Source organism: Nocardioides ureilyticus (assembly GCF_051280745.1).
Classification (GTDB): Bacteria; Actinomycetota; Actinomycetes; order Propionibacteriales; family Nocardioidaceae; genus Nocardioides.
The window spans coordinates 115,187-130,880 of the sequence record NZ_JBNCOG010000006.1 but is presented as its reverse complement, the minus strand read 5'-3'; the positions used below and the strand labels follow the sequence as shown (position 1 = coordinate 130,880).

The 15,694-nt window shown below is 70.9% G+C and carries 17 protein-coding genes; 7 read left to right on the top strand and 10 right to left on the bottom strand.

All coding sequences use genetic code 11. The features are described 5' to 3' along the window. Positions 1–23: 23 nt before the first annotated feature. The 5 genes from ACSMHG_RS05300 to ACSMHG_RS05280 all read right to left on the bottom strand — a co-directional run bounded on the left by ACSMHG_RS05300 (position 24) and on the right by ACSMHG_RS05280 (position 5,263). Positions 24–1,196, bottom strand: a complete 1,173-nt coding sequence (locus ACSMHG_RS05300) for an acyl-CoA dehydrogenase family protein (protein ID WP_435742389.1) — start codon at positions 1,194–1,196, stop codon at positions 24–26. Between the two features lie 146 nt (positions 1,197–1,342). Beyond that, positions 1,343–2,443 carry an ABC transporter ATP-binding protein gene (locus ACSMHG_RS05295; protein ID WP_435742388.1) on the bottom strand — a complete coding sequence of 367 codons (1,101 nt, stop codon included), beginning with the start codon at positions 2,441–2,443 and terminating at the stop codon, positions 1,343–1,345. Then, positions 2,440–3,264, bottom strand: a complete 825-nt coding sequence (locus ACSMHG_RS05290) for an ABC transporter permease (RefSeq protein WP_435742387.1) — start codon at positions 3,262–3,264, stop codon at positions 2,440–2,442. The genes ACSMHG_RS05295 and ACSMHG_RS05290 overlap by 4 nt, the downstream gene beginning before the upstream one ends. Then, complete coding sequence (locus tag ACSMHG_RS05285) at positions 3,261–4,205, bottom strand: ABC transporter permease (protein ID WP_435742386.1); 945 nt, start codon at positions 4,203–4,205, stop codon at positions 3,261–3,263. Before ACSMHG_RS05285 ends, ACSMHG_RS05290 begins: the two co-directional genes overlap by 4 nt. Further along, on the bottom strand, positions 4,202–5,263 hold the full coding sequence (locus ACSMHG_RS05280) for an ABC transporter substrate-binding protein (RefSeq protein ID WP_435742385.1): 1,062 nt from the start codon (positions 5,261–5,263) through the stop codon (positions 4,202–4,204). The genes ACSMHG_RS05285 and ACSMHG_RS05280 overlap by 4 nt, the downstream gene beginning before the upstream one ends. Before the next feature lie 275 nt (positions 5,264–5,538). Between ACSMHG_RS05280 and ACSMHG_RS05275 the strand changes: the two genes are divergently transcribed. The 6 genes from ACSMHG_RS05275 (at position 5,539) to ACSMHG_RS05250 (ending at position 9,194) form a co-directional block, all read left to right on the top strand. Continuing rightward, positions 5,539–6,162: a TetR/AcrR family transcriptional regulator gene (locus ACSMHG_RS05275; RefSeq protein ID WP_435742384.1), complete on the top strand. Its 624-nt coding sequence runs from the start codon at positions 5,539–5,541 to the stop codon at positions 6,160–6,162. Positions 6,163–6,300: 138 nt separating this feature from the next. Then, positions 6,301–6,825 (top strand): hypothetical protein, encoded by a 525-nt coding sequence (locus tag ACSMHG_RS05270; protein WP_435742383.1) that lies wholly within the window; start codon positions 6,301–6,303, stop codon positions 6,823–6,825. A 97-nt stretch (positions 6,826–6,922) separates the two neighbouring features. After that, positions 6,923–7,234, top strand: a complete 312-nt coding sequence (locus ACSMHG_RS05265) for a GNAT family N-acetyltransferase (RefSeq protein ID WP_435742382.1) — start codon at positions 6,923–6,925, stop codon at positions 7,232–7,234. A gap of 157 nt (positions 7,235–7,391) precedes the next feature. Continuing rightward, entirely contained in the window at positions 7,392–8,402 is a 1,011-nt protein-coding gene (locus ACSMHG_RS05260) for an Ig-like domain-containing protein (RefSeq protein WP_435742381.1), read from the top strand. Between the two features lie 73 nt (positions 8,403–8,475). After that, entirely contained in the window at positions 8,476–8,865 is a 390-nt protein-coding gene (locus tag ACSMHG_RS05255) for a hypothetical protein (RefSeq protein ID WP_435742380.1), read from the top strand. Positions 8,866–8,993: 128 nt separating this feature from the next. Beyond that, positions 8,994–9,194: a hypothetical protein gene (locus tag ACSMHG_RS05250; protein WP_435742379.1), complete on the top strand. Its 201-nt coding sequence runs from the start codon at positions 8,994–8,996 to the stop codon at positions 9,192–9,194. 25 nt (positions 9,195–9,219) lie between these two features. Here the strand turns inward: ACSMHG_RS05250 and ACSMHG_RS05245 are convergent, their stop codons facing one another. Continuing rightward, a complete protein-coding gene (locus ACSMHG_RS05245; protein ID WP_435742378.1) occupies positions 9,220–10,239 on the bottom strand; it encodes an LLM class flavin-dependent oxidoreductase in 1,020 nt (339 codons plus the stop codon). A 253-nt stretch (positions 10,240–10,492) separates the two neighbouring features. On the opposite strand from ACSMHG_RS05245, the gene ACSMHG_RS05240 reads away from it, so the two are divergent. Further along, entirely contained in the window at positions 10,493–11,101 is a 609-nt protein-coding gene (locus tag ACSMHG_RS05240; RefSeq protein ID WP_435742377.1) for a VC0807 family protein, read from the top strand. Between the two features lie 30 nt (positions 11,102–11,131). Here ACSMHG_RS05240 and ACSMHG_RS05235 read toward each other — a convergent pair whose 3' ends face one another. The 4 genes from ACSMHG_RS05235 to ACSMHG_RS05220 all read right to left on the bottom strand — a co-directional run bounded on the left by ACSMHG_RS05235 (position 11,132) and on the right by ACSMHG_RS05220 (position 15,670). Beyond that, positions 11,132–12,673 carry an adenylate/guanylate cyclase domain-containing protein gene (locus ACSMHG_RS05235; RefSeq protein WP_435742376.1) on the bottom strand — a complete coding sequence of 514 codons (1,542 nt, stop codon included), beginning with the start codon at positions 12,671–12,673 and terminating at the stop codon, positions 11,132–11,134. Positions 12,674–12,771: 98 nt separating this feature from the next. After that, positions 12,772–13,377: a LutC/YkgG family protein gene (locus ACSMHG_RS05230; RefSeq protein WP_435742375.1), complete on the bottom strand. Its 606-nt coding sequence runs from the start codon at positions 13,375–13,377 to the stop codon at positions 12,772–12,774. Beyond that, positions 13,374–14,885, bottom strand: coding sequence for a lactate utilization protein B (locus ACSMHG_RS05225; protein WP_435742374.1), 1,512 nt, complete (start codon positions 14,883–14,885; stop codon positions 13,374–13,376). Before ACSMHG_RS05225 ends, ACSMHG_RS05230 begins: the two co-directional genes overlap by 4 nt. Then, entirely contained in the window at positions 14,882–15,670 is a 789-nt protein-coding gene (locus ACSMHG_RS05220) for a (Fe-S)-binding protein (RefSeq protein WP_435742373.1), read from the bottom strand. The genes ACSMHG_RS05225 and ACSMHG_RS05220 overlap by 4 nt, the downstream gene beginning before the upstream one ends. Between the last annotated feature and the right edge of the window lie 24 nt (positions 15,671–15,694).

Below are 15,694 nucleotides of genomic sequence, written 5' to 3'. Positions count from 1 at the left end.
CGCGTCGGAGACCGCAGCTGGGGTCACTTCGCGCCCCGGGCAAGGCTGCGCGAGATGATGAGCCGCTGGATGTCCGAGGTGCCTTCCTCGATCTCCTCCAGCTTGGCGTCGCGCATCCAACGCTCGACCGGGAACTCGCGGGAGTAGCCCCAGCCACCGTGCGTGGCGATGGCAGCGCTGGTGACCCAGGAGGCGTTCTCCGAGGCGACGAGCTTGGCGGTCGCCGCCTCCTCGGTCACGGTGAGTCCCTGGTCGTAGAGCCCGGCGGCGCGCATGGTGACCAGGTGGGAGATGTCGACGCGCGTGGCCATGTCGGCGAGGCGGAACGCGACCGCCTGGTGGTTGATGATCGGGGTGCCGAACTGTTCGCGGGTCTGGGCGTACTCGATGCTGGCGTCGAGCGCGGCGCGCGCCAGGCCGGTCGCGGAGGCGGCGATGAGGATCCGGGAGGCGTCGAAGGTGCCCATCATCCCGTAGAAGCCCTGACCCTCCTCACCGAGCCGGTTTTCGACCGGGACGCGCACGTTGTCGAGGAACACCTCGGCGTTGACAATGCCGCGCTGGCCCATCTTGCGCATCGGCTTGCCGATCTCGAGTCCGTCGGTGTCGCGGGGGACGACGAACGCGGTGATGCCGCGCGAGCGCAGCGTCGGGTCGACCGTTGCGAAGACGATGAAGTACTCGGCGTAAGGAGCGTTGGAGATCCACGTCTTCTGACCGTTGAGGACGTAGTGGTCGCCCTCGCGGCGTGCACGAGTCTGCAGGCTCGCCGCGTCGGAGCCCGTACCCGGCTCGGTGGTGGCCAGCGCCGTGATCGGGGGCGTGTCGGAGCACAGGAGCCCGAGCCAGTGCTTCTTCTGCTCCTCGCTGCCGAGCGCCTCGATGGGGGCGCTGAAGAAGCCGTTGGAGGTGAGGAACGCACCGATGGAGATGTCACCGTAGGCGAGCTCCTGCTGGACGAGGGTCTGGGTGACCAGGTCGGTGATCCCGCCGCCGCCGTACTCCTCGGGCAGCATCAGCTGGGAGATGCCGATCTGCGAGGCCGACTTCCACAGGTCGAGGGGCGACTCGGTGTCGGCCTCGGAGACCTCCTCGGCGCGCGGACGGATCTCGCGCTGGGCGAAGTCGCGTGCCAACCGGATGAACTCGGTCTGCTCGTCGGTCAGCTCGCGGGGGTCGCGGATGGGTCGGGCCATGGTGAGTCTCCTCTTCGCGGGGCATGCGGCGGGCGTGCCCGGTGGAGCCAACCTGCTTCCGGATGGCAGGGGGCTTGTGAGTCGGCCCGTCGGGCCGTGGATGTCAGGTGAGCGGGAAGGGGCTGCGGGTGGGCGAAGTGGTGGGGTCAGACGGCAGCTCGCTCGTCGGGTAGAACGAGCCCGTGCTCGGCTCGCCAGGAGACGACGACTTCCTGGCGCGGCTGGATGACCGGCTCGTTGAGCCCGACAGGCATGCGAGCCAGGACTGCGCGACCGTCGTTGAGGATCACCTCGGCCCTGCGCTCGCTGCCGAGGTAGACGACCTCGCGAACGACACCGTCGAGGACGTTGTTGCCAGGGTCGAGTGCGGTGCCACGGGGGCTGACCCGGGTGTGTTCGGGCCGCACCATCACCGAGCAGGGCCCGTCGGGGCAGCCGCCGGCCACCTCGAGCTGAGTTCCGTCCGCGTAGGCGAGGGAACCGGCAGTCACAATCCCGGCGAAGATGTTCGAGTCGCCGAGGAACTCAGCGGTGTACATGCCGCTCGGGCGTTCGTAGAGCTCCTCGGGAGTGCCGATCTGCACGATGCGACCCTGGCGCAGCAGTGCGATGCGGTCCGACATCGCCAGCGCCTCTTCCTGATCGTGGGTGACGAAGACGAACGTGATGCCCAGGTCGCGATGGAGGCGTTTGATCTCCAGCTGCAACTGCTCACGAAGACGCTTGTCGAGCGCGCCGAGCGGCTCGTCCATGAGCAGCACCTTGGGGCGGAACACGATCGCCCGCGCCAGCGCGACACGCTGCTGCTGCCCGCCGGAGAGCTGGGAGGGCATGCGCGTGGCGAGGTGTCCGAGCTGGACGATCTCGAGGGCCTCCCGGACGCTGGTCGCGATTTCGTCCTTGGCGACCTTGCGGCGGCGCAGCGGGAAGGCGACGTTGTCGAAGACCGACATGTGAGGGAACAGCGCGTAGTGCTGGAACACCATGCCGAGCCCACGCTTGTGGGGCGGGACGTTGGTGATGTCGACGCCATCGACCTCGACCGACCCAGCGGTGGAGGAGGTGAAGCCGGCGATGATGTTGAGCAACGTCGACTTCCCCGACCCGCTGGATCCCAGGAGGGTGATGAACTCGCCGGGCTCGATGTCGAGGTTGACACCATCCAGGGCGGTGGAGTCCTTGTACTTCTTGACGACTCCGGCGACACGGATGCCGGCGCCGACGGTCTGGGTGTTCGTGGTGGTCATGCGTTGCTCCCCTGCGCACGTGCCAGGCGCTTGAGCCGGCGGCTGTTGATGAGTCGGGCGAGGCCGACGAGGATGAAGGTCGCGATGGTGACGAGAAGGAGGAGGCTGGAGACGGCTGCGACGGTGGGGTCGATCTGCACCCGCACGCCGGACCACATCTGAACCGGCAGCGTCGTCATGGAGGGGCCGGAGAGGAAGAGGCTGACCACCACTTCGTCCCAGCTGGTGATGAACGCGAACAGTGCGCCGGCCCCGACGCTTGGAGCGATGATCGGCAGTGTCACGAGGCGGAAGGTCGTGACCGGGTTCGCCCCGAGGCTCATCGACGCGTGCTCGAGGCTCTGGTCGTAGGTGGCGAGTGCGGCTGCAACGTTCACCACGACGTAGGGCACCGCGAGTGCGGTGTGCACCATGACGAAGCCCAGCGTCGACTCCGTCAGCCCTACCTCGAGGGCGACGGCGTACACGGCGAGACCGACGATCACGTACGGCACGATCAGCGGAGCGACGACGAGGCCGGCGATCAGGTTCTTCCACCGCACATGGCCGCGGACCAGGCCCAGCGCGGCTGCCGTGCCAAGCACCACCGCGCACAGGGTCACCAGTACAGCGACACGCAGGCTGGCGAAGGTGCTCTCGCGCCAGGACGGGTCCTCGAAGAAGTTCTGGTACCAGCGGGTCGACCAGTCCTCGACCGGGAAGGCGAGGTAGGCGCTGTCGGAGAACGACATCGGGACGATGACCAGGATCGGGGCGAGCAGCATGAGTCCGACCAGCACGGCCATGACGGTCAGACCGAGGCGCGTGAGGATGCGTGTCATCGGGCGTCCTTCCAGAACATCTTGCCGACATCGACGAAGCGGCTGGCGATGGCGAGCAAGAGCATCGTCGTGACCAGCAGTACGGCGGCGAGAGCGGCAGCGAAGCCCCAGTTCAAGATCGTGCTGACCTGCTGGACGATGAGCTCACCGAGCATCACGTCCTTGGGTCCGCCCAGAAGTGCCGGGGTGATGTAGAAGCCGAGGGACTGGATGAAGACCAGGAGCGACCCGGCGGCCACGCCTGCTCCGGTCAGGGGCACGAAGATCCGCCAGAAGGCGAAGGCCGGTCGCGCACCCATGCCTTCAGCCGCCTGGAGGAGCCGGCGGTCCACGCCGGACATCGCTGCGTACAGCGGCAGCACCATGAACGGCAGCATCACCTGCACCATGCCGATGAGCACGCCGGTGAAGTTGCGCACGAGCGTGATCGGCGCCTCGGTCAGGCCCCACGTCTGCAACGTCTCGTTGACGACGCCGGTGTCGCGAAGCAGCAGCACGAGCGCGAAGGAACGGACGAGCAGGCTGGTCCAGAACGGGACCAGGACGACCACGAGGAGCACCTTCCGCCAGAAGGCCGGCGCGATGACCATGAGGTACGCGTACGGATAGCCGATCGCCAGGGTCACCAGGGTCACCGTGAACGCGGTGACGAAGGTGTTGACGAGAACGTCGGTGTAGATGCTGTTGGAGAAGAAGTCGCGGTAGTTCTGGATGCCAAGGGTCGGGTCGGTGAAGCTGCGGGCGAAGATGATCGCCAGCGGCACGACGATGACCAACAGCAGGTAGAATGCCACCGGCAGAGCCAGCACGCCCCAAGCGTCGGCCAGGCCGGCGAGCCCGCGGCGACGCTTGGCCTCCCGCGACGGCGTGGAGCCGCCGTGGGGGTTCCCGGTAGCGGCCGGCTGGTCGACGTGCGCGCCAGCTTCAGCCGCTGAGGTCACTGCGCCAGCCACTGGTTGAACCGCTCGGAGACCTCGTCGTAGTTCTCCGCCCAGTAGCCGTAGTCGATGGCCGTCGCGCGCAGCTCGGTGTTCTCCGGCGAGGTAGGCAGCTCGCTGGCAACGTCGGGCTCGATCAGCTCAAGTGCCTCGTCGTTGACCGGCGCGTACCCGCTGGTCCGGGCGTCTTCGGCCTGTCCTTCCAGGTCGGTGACGAAGTGGCCGAGGAACTGCTGGGCGAGCTCGGTGTTGTCGTAGCCCTTCGGGATCACGAAGGTGTCGTAGGAGAGCAGGTGCTGGTTGTACTCGTTCGCGACCGGCTCACCGGCCTTCGCGGCCTGCCTGATGCGTCCGTTCCATGCCTGGACCAGGGGCGCCTCGCCGCTGGCGAGGAGCTGGACCTGCTGGTCACCGGTGTCGTAGAAGACGAGGTCGTCCTTGATCGTGTCGAGCTTGGCGAACGCGCGGTCGATGTCGAGGGGGTACAGGTTCTCGGGCGCGACGCCGTCGGCCAGCAGTGCGGCCTCGAAGATCCCGCCGGTGGCGTACTTCCAGAAGCCGCGCTTGCCGGGGAACTGCTCGGTGTCGAAGAACTCCTCCCACGTCGTGGGGTGGTCCTCGGGGAAGGCGTCGGTGTTGTAGGCGATGTTGAACGCGTACTGGAGCATCGGGATGGCGCACTCGGAGACGAACTCCTGGTCGAGCACGGAGGTGTCGACAACGTCGGTGTCGATGGGCTCGAGGAGCCCGTCCTCGCACGCGGTCACCGCGAAGTTCGGCTCGACCTCGACGACGCCCCAGGAGACGTTCCCGGACTCGACCTGCGCGCGCAGCTTGGCGTAGTCGGTGGGCTGGTCCTCGCGGATCTCGACGCCCTCCTCCTCCGCCCAGGGAGTCACGTAGGACGCGACGTGCGCCTCCTGCGCGCCGCCGCCCCACATCGTCACGGTCAGCGACTCAGCGTCGGCACCCGACGACTCGCTACCTCCACCGCAAGCTGCCGCGCTCAGCGCCACGGCGCTGGTCAGTGCAACGATCTTCGTCCGGTTGAACTGTCGCATCGCGTGTCCTTCGTTTGACTGGTCCGTCAGTTATCTCCCACATCGTGCGACCCGGATCACATCTGTGTCAAGCGTCTCACTGGGATGGCGCGGAACGTGTCGACATGGGCGATCACCAGTCAGTGCCGGGGTCGCCGGCCAACCCGTCCCGACCGATCGTTCTCCGAACCCTGCGGGAGATGGCCGGGCGTACTCCTCTGGCGGTCGACTTCTTAGCCAGCGTTGACTGACGCGTCATTCGCGGCGAGGATGCGACGTAGACCTAGGAGGTGGCGATGCCACGGACCAGCGTGCAAGTTGAGCGACGCGAGCAGATCCTTGCCGCTGCCTGTGATGTTGTCTCGGAGATGGGCTTCAAGTCGCTCCGCGTAGCTGACGTCGCCAAGCGGGCCGGTACTAGCACCGGAACCGTTCACTACTACTTCGACACCAAGACCGCTCTGATGCGGGCCGCGTTCGAGTGGAACTTCACCAGGTCGCTGGAACGGCGTCGGCACCTGCTCGAGGCGGCTGATGATCCCCGGCAGCGTTTGGGCCTGTTCTTGGACTCCTACCTGCCGGTGGCTGAGGAGACGGTGAAGGCATGGCGTGTGTGGGCGGAGTTGTGGGTCGAGGCCATGCACGACACCGAGCTGCAGGAGTTGAACGAGCACGTGTACGGGGAATGGCGTCGGATCATCGCGGGCGTCATCCGTGACGGCCAGGTTGCCGGACAGTTCCGTGCCGAGGATCCGGTCGTCGTTGCGAACGCTTTGATCGGCATGGTCGACGGCTTGGCGCTGCAGGTCCTCGCCGGGTCGCGCAGCATGACCGCGGACCGGATGCGCGTGGTCTGTCGCCAGACGGTCCGTGCCTTCACCGATGTCGTCGGGACATCTCTCGATACGTCGCCGATCTGACCTACCACCGAAAGACCCACCGTGAACCGCCGCGCTCTGGTCCGCCGTCCCAGTCCTCGCCTCGACAAGGGTCTGCTCACCCACATCGAAAGGGTCCCGGTCGACGTCGACCTAGCGCAGTAGCAGCGGGATGGCTACGTGGCCGCTTTGCGCGTCGAGGGGTGGGAAACCATCGAGGTTCCACCGGCTCTCGCGTGCCCGGACTCGGTGTTCGTCGAGGACACAGTGGTCGTGTACGGCGATCTCGCGGTCATCTCTCGCCCCGGCGCGGACGAACGAAAGCCCGAGACGGCACGAACCGAGGAGACGCTGCGCGGCCTCGGTTACCGGATCGTGCGGATCGAGGCGCTGGGGACGCTGGGCGGTGGAGACGTCCTCAAGCGCGGCGGCACCGTGTGGGCCGGCCTCGGTGGCCGAACGAATCAGGACGGTGTGTCGCGTGCCGGGACGCCGCTGCTTCACCCGGGTTCTCAGTACGCCCGGAAGTCCTCCAATGGAGGGCGTCGATCCGCCGCTTTCGCGCGCGGGTTGCGATGGCTGCTCTTGCCCGGTGACCCGAAGCCCCCACCTCACCGCTCAGAAGCGCCGGCCGTCTCCTACTGGCCGACCGGACCGACGGCGCTTCATCTGCCGGGCCCTTCGGCGTCCGACGCGTCCCGGTGAGGGGCGAGGGTGGGACGCGCCACCGCGGTGGCACCGCTCGACGGCGCGTCGTCGAGCGAGCCCTGCGCGCCTGCGCGCTGCTCGCTACATTCCGTCCATGAGCCAGGTCGAGACCGTGCACAACTCTGCGAAGAGCCGTTACGAGGCGTGGATCGACGGTGAGCTCGCCGGGTTCGCGGAGTACCAGCTGACCGACGAGATCATCGTCTTCACGCACACCGAGGTCCCCCGCCGCTACGAGGGGCAGGGCGTGGGGTCGACGATCGCCCGGTTCGCGCTGGACGACGTCCGCGCCGGCGGCGTCCGGCGCGTCCTGCCCCTGTGTCCGTTCATCAAGGGGTGGATCGCCAGGCACCGGGAGTACGCCGACCTGCTCTACGGCGCTCCGGCGACGACCGCGCGCGACTGAGCCGCCGGGGCTACCGGGGCCACCGGGCACCACCGACGACGGGACCGAGAACGGGACCGAGGACGGGACCGAGGGGGTTCCTGTGTCCCTACCGGACGGGACATCGGGACCAGCAGGGTTCATCTCGACACGCACGACACACAGAGAGCTGACCGAGATGATCCCCCTCCGCACCACCACCACCCGGACCACCCGCAGCGGCCGTCAGCGGCGTACCGGCCTCCTCGCCTCGACCGCCCTCGCGATCACCACGGCGATCGCCGGCCTGTCCGGCGCCGCCCATGCAGCGGCGACCGGCGAGTGGCAGGACGGCAAGCACGACGAGGACGCCATCATCGACTGCATCACCAGCGGTCCCTCGACCGGCGTCAGCGCCAACGTCGGCTGGTCCTCCTCCGACGACCGGGTCCCGAAGGTCGGGGAGAAGTTCTACCTCCGCGGCTACATCGGGCTGGTCGGCCTGCCCTGCAGCGGCAAGGTCGCGGTCCTGCCGGAGATCATGGTCCCCCGCGGCGTCGAGTTCGTCGACGAGGACGTCCGCTGGGACCTCACCGAGGCCGGCGAGGACCAGGAGCTGGGCACCGACGAGCTCGCCTTCGACCGGGGCGCCAACGGCGGCATCCTGATGGGCAACGCCGACTTCAGCCCCTTCACCCTGCGCCAGGGCGACATCCTGGAGTTCCAGTTCCCCGTCAAGGCCACCCGCACCCTCAAGGGCCCCGCCACCCAGCAGCCCGAGTGCCAGAGCCGCCGCGAGGGCACCGCCCCCTGCCCCATCGGCCAGGCCGGCGACCACTTCCAGGTCGCCTTCACCGTCGGGGGCCACGGCGGCGACAAGCAGTACGTCACGCCGTACGTCGCCCTCTTCGCCGGCGGCGACGCCACCACCAAGATGGCCTCGCACACCACCGCGAAGTTCGCGGTCAGCTCCAAGCGGCCCGGCAAGGCCATCGTGACCGTGGGCGCCGACAACCCGGTGGCCGGCGGGAAGGTCGTCATCACCGACAAGGGCCGCCGCCTCGGCACCGGCACCGTCAACAGCGCCGGCAGGGCCACCGTCGCCCTGCCCAAGCTGGCCCGGGGCAAGCACGTTCTCGTCGCCAAGTTCGGCGGCACCTCGGGCGTGAAGCCGTCAACCTCGAAGCGGTACGTCGTCACGGTCCGCTGACGACTGCCGGTCGCCGCTCCACGTACCGCCCGGTGACGCCACAGCAGGCGTCACCGGGCGGTACGGTCGTCCGGTGGCAGACGTCCTCGCCGGTCTCGCGATCGGCGCCAGCTTCCTCGGGATCGCTCTGCTCGTCCTCCACGTCGGCGTCATCGTCGTGGCCGCAGCGAGGAAGTGGGAGGACTCTCCGGACCTCGCTCCCATGGGATTCATCGGAGTGGGCCTCGCCCTCGGGTTCGCGGCGTTCTACCTGGGACGAGGAGCCGCGCGCGGTGAGTGGGGTGGCGTCGACGACCTCTCCGGCCTCGTCGTGGTCCTCGGCGCCGCCTCCTGGGGCTTCGGTGCGGCGTACGAGTGGCGGTACCGAGGCGGACAGCTCGGGCCACCGATGTTCGCCCCGCTCGCGGCGTCCCTCGTCACCGGCGGCCTCCTGGGCCTCTCGGCCGCGACCCTCGGCATCTGAGCCGTCCGGTCGGCCCGCGAGGGAGGCTCACGACTTCACCCCTTCGGGTGCGGGTCCGTCGAGAACCGTGCGGTCACCGGGACGGGTGACGCCCATGGGCGGCGTCACCGACCCCCGAGGAGCACTCCATGCGGCGGACCCCCGACTTCCGTCCCACCACCGGCACCGCCGCCGCTGACGACCGGGCCTCGGTGCACCACTTCATCCGGGTCCACGGCCGGCGACCGACGACCCAGGCGCTCCCCGGCGCGCGAGCCCGTCCCGCGATCGGCTGGGCGGCGCCGATCCGGCTGCGGCGCGAGCTCGCCCGGTTCATCACCCGCCTCTGACCGCTCCTACCTCGCCGGGAGCAGCTCAGCGCCAGCCCAGCGCCGGCGCGACGTGCTCGACGACCGCCTGCAGCACGTGGGCGTTGTACTCGACGCCCAGCTGGTTCGGGACCGTGAGCAGCACGGTGTCCGCCGCGGCGACCGCCTCGTCCTCGGCGAGCTCCCGGACCAGCTGGTCCGGCTCGCCGGCATAGGTCTTGCCGAACCGGGCGGGGCCGCCGTCCAGCATCCCGACCTGGTCCTGGCTGCGGCCCTCGTGGCCGAAGTAGGCCCGGTCCTGGTCGTTCACGATCGGGAAGATGCTGCGGCTGACCGAGACCCGGGGCTCGCGCTCGTGGCCTGCCTCGGTCCAGGCGTCCCGGAACCGCTGCACCTGCTCGGCCTGGAGCCTGTGGAAGGGCACGCCGGTGTCCTCGGTGAGCAGCGTCGAGCTCATCAGGTTCATGCCCTGCCGCGCGGTCCACTCGGCGGTGGCCCGGGAGCCGGCGCCCCACCAGATCCGGTCGCGCAGGCCCGGTGAGTACGGCTCGACCCGGAGCAGGCCCGGCGGGTTGGGGAACATCGGGCGCGGGTTCGGCTCCGCGAACCCCTCCCCCTCGATGACCTGGAGGAAGACCTCGGTGTGCCGGCGAGCCATGTCCGCGTGGTCCATGCCCTCCGGAGGCTCGTAGCCGAAGTAGCGGAAGCCGTCCACGACCTGCTCCGGTGAGCCTCGGCTGATCCCCAGCTGGAGGCGTCCACCCGAGATCAGGTCGGCGGAGCCGGCGTCCTCGGCCATGTAGAGCGGGTTCTCGTACCGCATGTCGATGACGCCGGTGCCGATCTCGATCCGGCTGGTCCTCGCGCCGATCGCCGCGAGCAGGGGAAATGGCGAGGCCAGCTGGCGGGCGAAGTGGTGCACCCGGAAGTACGCCCCGTCGACGCCGAGCTCCTCGGCGGCGACGGCCAGCTCCACCGACTGCAGCAGCGCGTCGGACGCCGAGCGGGTCTGCGACTGCGGCGAGGGCGTCCAGTGGCCGAAGGAGAGGAACCCGATGTTCTTCATGCCCGCTCCAACCGGCGTGGCACGGCTTCTGTTCCGGCGAACGACCGGCGGCGCGCCCAGCCCCGGTCTAGACTGGTGGTGGCGCGGGACCCGCGACGGCGCACGGGCGCCATCCGCCCGCGCCGACCGACCCGAGGTGGCGCTGCCCCTCAGACGGGCCCTCATGCCGCACCTCTCCCCTCCCGCCGCCACCGCGACGGACCGGGCGCCTGCACCGGCTGAGCGTCCGCGGCTGTCGACGGTCCTCCGGCGGGTGTCGAGCAGCCTGCTGGTCGCCTGCGTGGCACCGGCGTGCCTCTTCTACGCCTGCTTCCGGCTGGCCGACATCTGGACCGCCATGTTCGTGGCGCTCGGCTGGTCCTACGGCGCCCTGCTGTGGCGCGCCCTCCGCGGCCACCGGACGTCCGGGCTGCTGATCCTGACGGCGGTCGTGATGACCGGGCGCACCGCCATCGCGCTGGCCACGGACAGCACGTACCTGTACTTCCTGCAGCCGATCATCAGCGACGGGTTGATCGCGGCCGTGTTCCTGGTGTCGCTCGCCACGACCCGCCCGATCGTCGCCCGGCTCGCCGGCGACTTCTACCCGCTCGACGAGGAGCTCTCGCTCCGCCCGCGGATGCGGCGCCTCTTCTGGCGGCTCACGCTCCTGTGGGGCACCGTCGGCCTGGGCAAGGCGCTCGTCACCCTGTGGCTGCTGCGCTCGCAGACCCTGGAGACGTTCGTGCTGGTCAAGAGCGTCTCGGCGCCCTCGGTGAACGCGCTGGCCGTGGCGGCGACCATCGCCGCCGCGGTGGTGGTCGCCCGCAAGGAAGGACTGCTCGGCCCGGGACCGGCCGTCGCCGTGCCGCTGGCGCGCTGAGCGCCGCCCCCGAGCCTGTCGACCGGCGCCTCAGCCGTCGGAGGGAACCGCGGTCTCCGTGGCGGAGGTGCGGCCCCGCAGCACCGAGGAGCCGTGCCGACGCCACCGGGCCGCCTCGTCCACGTCGGCGGCCTCGACGCTGGCCAGCGTGGCCAACACGCAGCCGGGCTCCCGCTTCGCCAGGTCGGTGAGCCGCGCTGCGGTGTTCACCGCGTCGCCGATCACCGTGTACTCGAAGCGGCTCCGGCTGCCGACGTTCCCGGCGACGGCCTCGCCCGTCGCGACGCCGATGCCGGCGCCGATCTCCGGGACCTCCTCGGCCAGCCGCGCAGCCATCGTCCGCGCCGCCCGGAGCGCCGCGGTCGCGTGGTCCGGGTGGTCCACCGGAGCACCGAAGATGGCCAGCACCGCGTCGCCGATGAACTTGTTGACCAGCCCGCCGTGCCGGTCCACCTCGTCGACCACGACGCCGAAGAACCGGTTGAGGACGCCGACGACCTGCGCCGGGTCGTGCTCGGTGGCGTACGTCGTGGAGCCGACCAGGTCGACGAAGAGCACCGAGACGACCCGGACCTCCCCGCCGAGCTCGGCCTGCCCGGCGGCCGCCGCCGCGGCCACCTCGTGGCCCACGTGCCGGCCGAAGAGGTCGCGCAGGTGCTCGCGCTCGCGCAACCCGCGGGCCATCGAGTTGAACCCCGACTGCAGCGACCCCAGCTCCGTGCCGTCGTACACGGCCAGGGTCCGGTCCAGGTCGCCCCGCTCGACGTCGAGCAGCGCGTCGCGCACGGAGACGACCGGCGCCACGACCGACCGTGCGTTGAGGACGGTGGTGAGCAGCCCGAAGACCAGGACCACGCCGCAGATGACCAGCGTGGTCACCGCCAGCCGGGTGAGGGTCATGTCGTCGCCGACCAGTGCCAGCACGGCCGCCACACCCAGCCCGATGACGGGCGCACCCGTGCCGAGGCACCAGAAGATCACCATCCGGCCGCCGACGCCGGCGCCGCGGGGCCGCTCCCGCACCGGGAGGTCGGCGAGCGCGCGGGCGGCCACCGGCCGGAGCGTGAACTCGGCGAAGAGGAAGGCGATCCCGCACGCGACGAGGCCGGCGATCGCGACGGTCACCACCGTCCCCAGCGTCCGCTCCGGCTGGAGGACCACGGCCAGCGTCCCGAAGAGCAGCACCGCGGCGAGCCACAGCAAGCCCTGCAGCACGGTCAGCCGCACGGGCACCCGCAGGGCGGTCAGCCGTTGCTCGCGCTCGGGGTCACGGTCCTCCATCGCCCAGCGCAGCGCGCGGAGGCTGAGCCGGGTGCCGACGACGACGCCGATGACCACCGCCACGGCGACGTACGTCGGGACGGCGATCGCCAGCGACACCAGCGTCGCCGTCGTCGGCGTCGGGCTCGGGATGACGAAGAAGCTGATGACGAAGACGATGCCGGCGGCCACGACGTTCGTGGAGACCAGCATGACGGTGAGCAGCACCTGCACCCGCAGCCGGAGCTGGCGCGGCGACTGGTGCGACGGGCCGAGCACGCGGGCACCGAACGGGGCGGGACTGTCCCCCACGGCACCTCCTCGCGTTCCTGCCCCGGTCGAGGGGCAGGGGCCACCGTAGCGACGATGCGGGGCAAACCCTCGCCGCCGCGGATCGGCACGCCGACCGGTCAGCCGGCGGCGACCACCACGACGTGGAGGGTGCGGGGCCCGTGGACGCCCTCGACCCGGTCGAGCTCGATGTCGCTGGTCGCCGACGGCCCGCTGATCCAGGTCAGCGGGCGGGCCGGGTCCAGCCGCGCGAGCGCGTCGGGCACGTCGGTGACCACCTGGTCGGCGCGGACCACGCAGACGTGCCGGTCCGGGACCAGCGTGAGCGCGCGGCGCCCCTGACCGGGGCCGTGGTCGAGGACGATCGTGCCGGTCTCGGCGATCCCGACGGCCGCCTCGGTGACGACGGCGTCGACCTCGTCGAGCTCCAGCGCCGTCAGGCCGGAGTCCTCGACCGCACCGGACACCTCGAAGGAGAGGCCGGGCGGTACGACGACGCGGCCGCCCGCGGGCAGGTGGCGGGCGAGCGCCGCGGCGACGGTGGCCGCCAGGTCCTCGGGCGCGCAGCGCTCCACGACCGCCCGGTAGTCCTCGACCCGCTCGGCGAAGTGGCCGACCAGGTCGCTGACCTCGGCGATCCGCGGTGCCTCCGCCCGGGGCGCGGTGCGGTCGACGCCCTCGAGGGCCGCACGGACCAGGCCGAGGATCTCCTCGCGCGCACTCATGCCTGGCCCTCCTCGTCGCGCCCGCCGTCGGTCCGCCTCCACCAGGCGCGGAAGGACTCCCGCGGCGGTGCGGGCAGGTCGCGGGCGCCGGTCCAGGCCGAGGCGCCGGGGCCCGGCAGCCGGCCGGCGGCGGCGCGACCGCCGGGCAGCGTCGTACGTCCCAGGCGGGTGAGCACCCGCCCGGCCAGGCCCGAGGCCTTCTCGACCCAGGACAGGCGGCGGGCGTCGGAGAACGCGTAGGCCGCGCCCTTCATGGCGACCGCCTCCGCCTTGGGGACCCGGTCGCCGCGGTGGCCGTCGACGACCTGCGAGCGCAGGTGCACCAGGACCTCCGGGATGTCGATGCGCACGGGGCAGACCTCGAAGCAGGCCCCGCACAGCGACGAGGCGTACGGCAGCGAGTCGATCTGCTCGCCCTCGGTCCCGGGGCGCCCCGTGCCCCGCATCAGCGGGTTGAGGATCGCCCCGATGGGCCCGGGGTAGACCGAGCCGTAGGCGTGGCCGCCGGTCCGCTCGTAGACCGGGCAGACGTTGAGGCACGCCGAGCAGCGGATGCAGCGCAGGGCCTGGCGGCCGACCTCGTCGGCCAGCGCGCGGGTGCGCCCGTTGTCGAGCAGCACCACGTGCACCTCCTGCGGGCCGTCGCCGGGGGTCACGCCGGTCCAGGTCGAGGTGTAGGGGTTCATCCGCTCACCGGTCGAGGAGCGCGGCAGCAGGCGCAGCAGCGGGTCGAGGTCCTCCCAGCGCGGGACGACCTTCTCGATGCCGACGACGCTGACGAGCACCTCGGGCAGGGTCAGGCACATCCGCCCGTTGCCCTCGGACTCCACGACGACCAGCGTGCCGGTCTCCGCAACCGCGAAGTTGGCGCCCGAGACCGCGACCTTCGCGCGCAGGAACTTCTCGCGCAGGTGCGCCCGCGCCGCGGCGGCGAGCACCGCGGGCTCGTCAGTGAGGTCCTCCGGCGCGGGCCGGCCGACGTCGCCCATCGCCCGGAGGAAGATCTCGCGGACCTCCGCGCGGTTGCGGTGGATCGCCGGGACCAAGATGTGGCTGGGCAGGTCGTCGCCGAGCTGCACGATGAGCTCGGCGAGGTCGGTCTCCCACGCGGCGATGCCGTGCTCGGCCAGCGCCTCGTTGAGGCCGATCTCGCCGGTGGCCATCGACTTGACCTTGACGACCTCGTCGACGCCGTGGCCCCGCGCCACCTCTGCCACGATGGCGTTCGCCTCCGCCGCGTCGCGCGCCCAGTGGACCGTGGCGCCCCGGGCGGTGAGCTCCTCCTCGAGCCGCACCAGATGGGTGTCGAGGTCGCGCAGGGCGGCCTCCTTGGCCGCGGCGCCGGCGAGGCGGAGCTGCTCCCACTCGTCCACCTCGCCCACCACGGCCGCGCGCTTGGCGCGGATGGTCCCCGTGGCGTGGGCGAGGTTGTGCCGCAGCTGGGTGTCGGCGAGCGCGGCCCGGGCCGCGGTCGGGAACGCCGGCATGCCGACGAAGGTGCCGCTCATCGCAGGTCCCCCTTCTCGGCCGGGGTCGGGTCCGCGGGCGCCGCGAGGACGGGCTCGTCCTCGGTGGAGGCGAGCACCTCGGCCAGGTGCATGACCCGGACGCCGGCCTGCTGGCGCGAGAGCATGCCCCCGACGTGCATGAGGCAGGAGTTGTCCCCGGCCACGAGGACCTCGGCGCCGGTCTCGCGGACGTGGCGCGCCTTGTCGCCGCCCATGGCGACCGACGTGTCGGCGTTCTTGACCGCGAACGTGCCGCCGAACCCGCAGCACTGGTCCGCTCCCGGCAGGTCGACCAGGCGGATGCCGCGCACCGCCTCGAGCAGCCGGCCGGGCCGGTCGCCCACGCCCAGCATCCGCAGCGAGTGGCAGGTCGGGTGGTAGGTCACCCGGTGCGGGAAGTAGGCCCCGACGTCGGTCACGCCGAGCACGTCGACGAGGAACTCGCTGAGCTCGAAGACCTTCGGCGACGTCGCGGCGACGGCGGCCTCCAGCCCGGCATCGCCGGACCGGCGGGCGACGATGCCGTGCTGGTGGCGCGCCGACCCGGCGCACGAGCCGCTGGGCGTGACCACCGCGTCGTACCCCTCGAAGGCGTCGACGAAGGTCCGCACCACCGGCACCGCCTCGTCGAGGTAGCCGGTGTTGACCATCGGCTGGGCGCAGCAGGTCTGCGTGGCAGGGAACTCCACGTCGACCCCGAGCCGGCGCAGCAGCCGCACGACCGCCTTGCCGGTCTCGGGGAACATCGCGTCGTTGACGCAGGTCACCATCAACGCGACGCGCATGTCTCCACTCTCGCACTCAGCCGA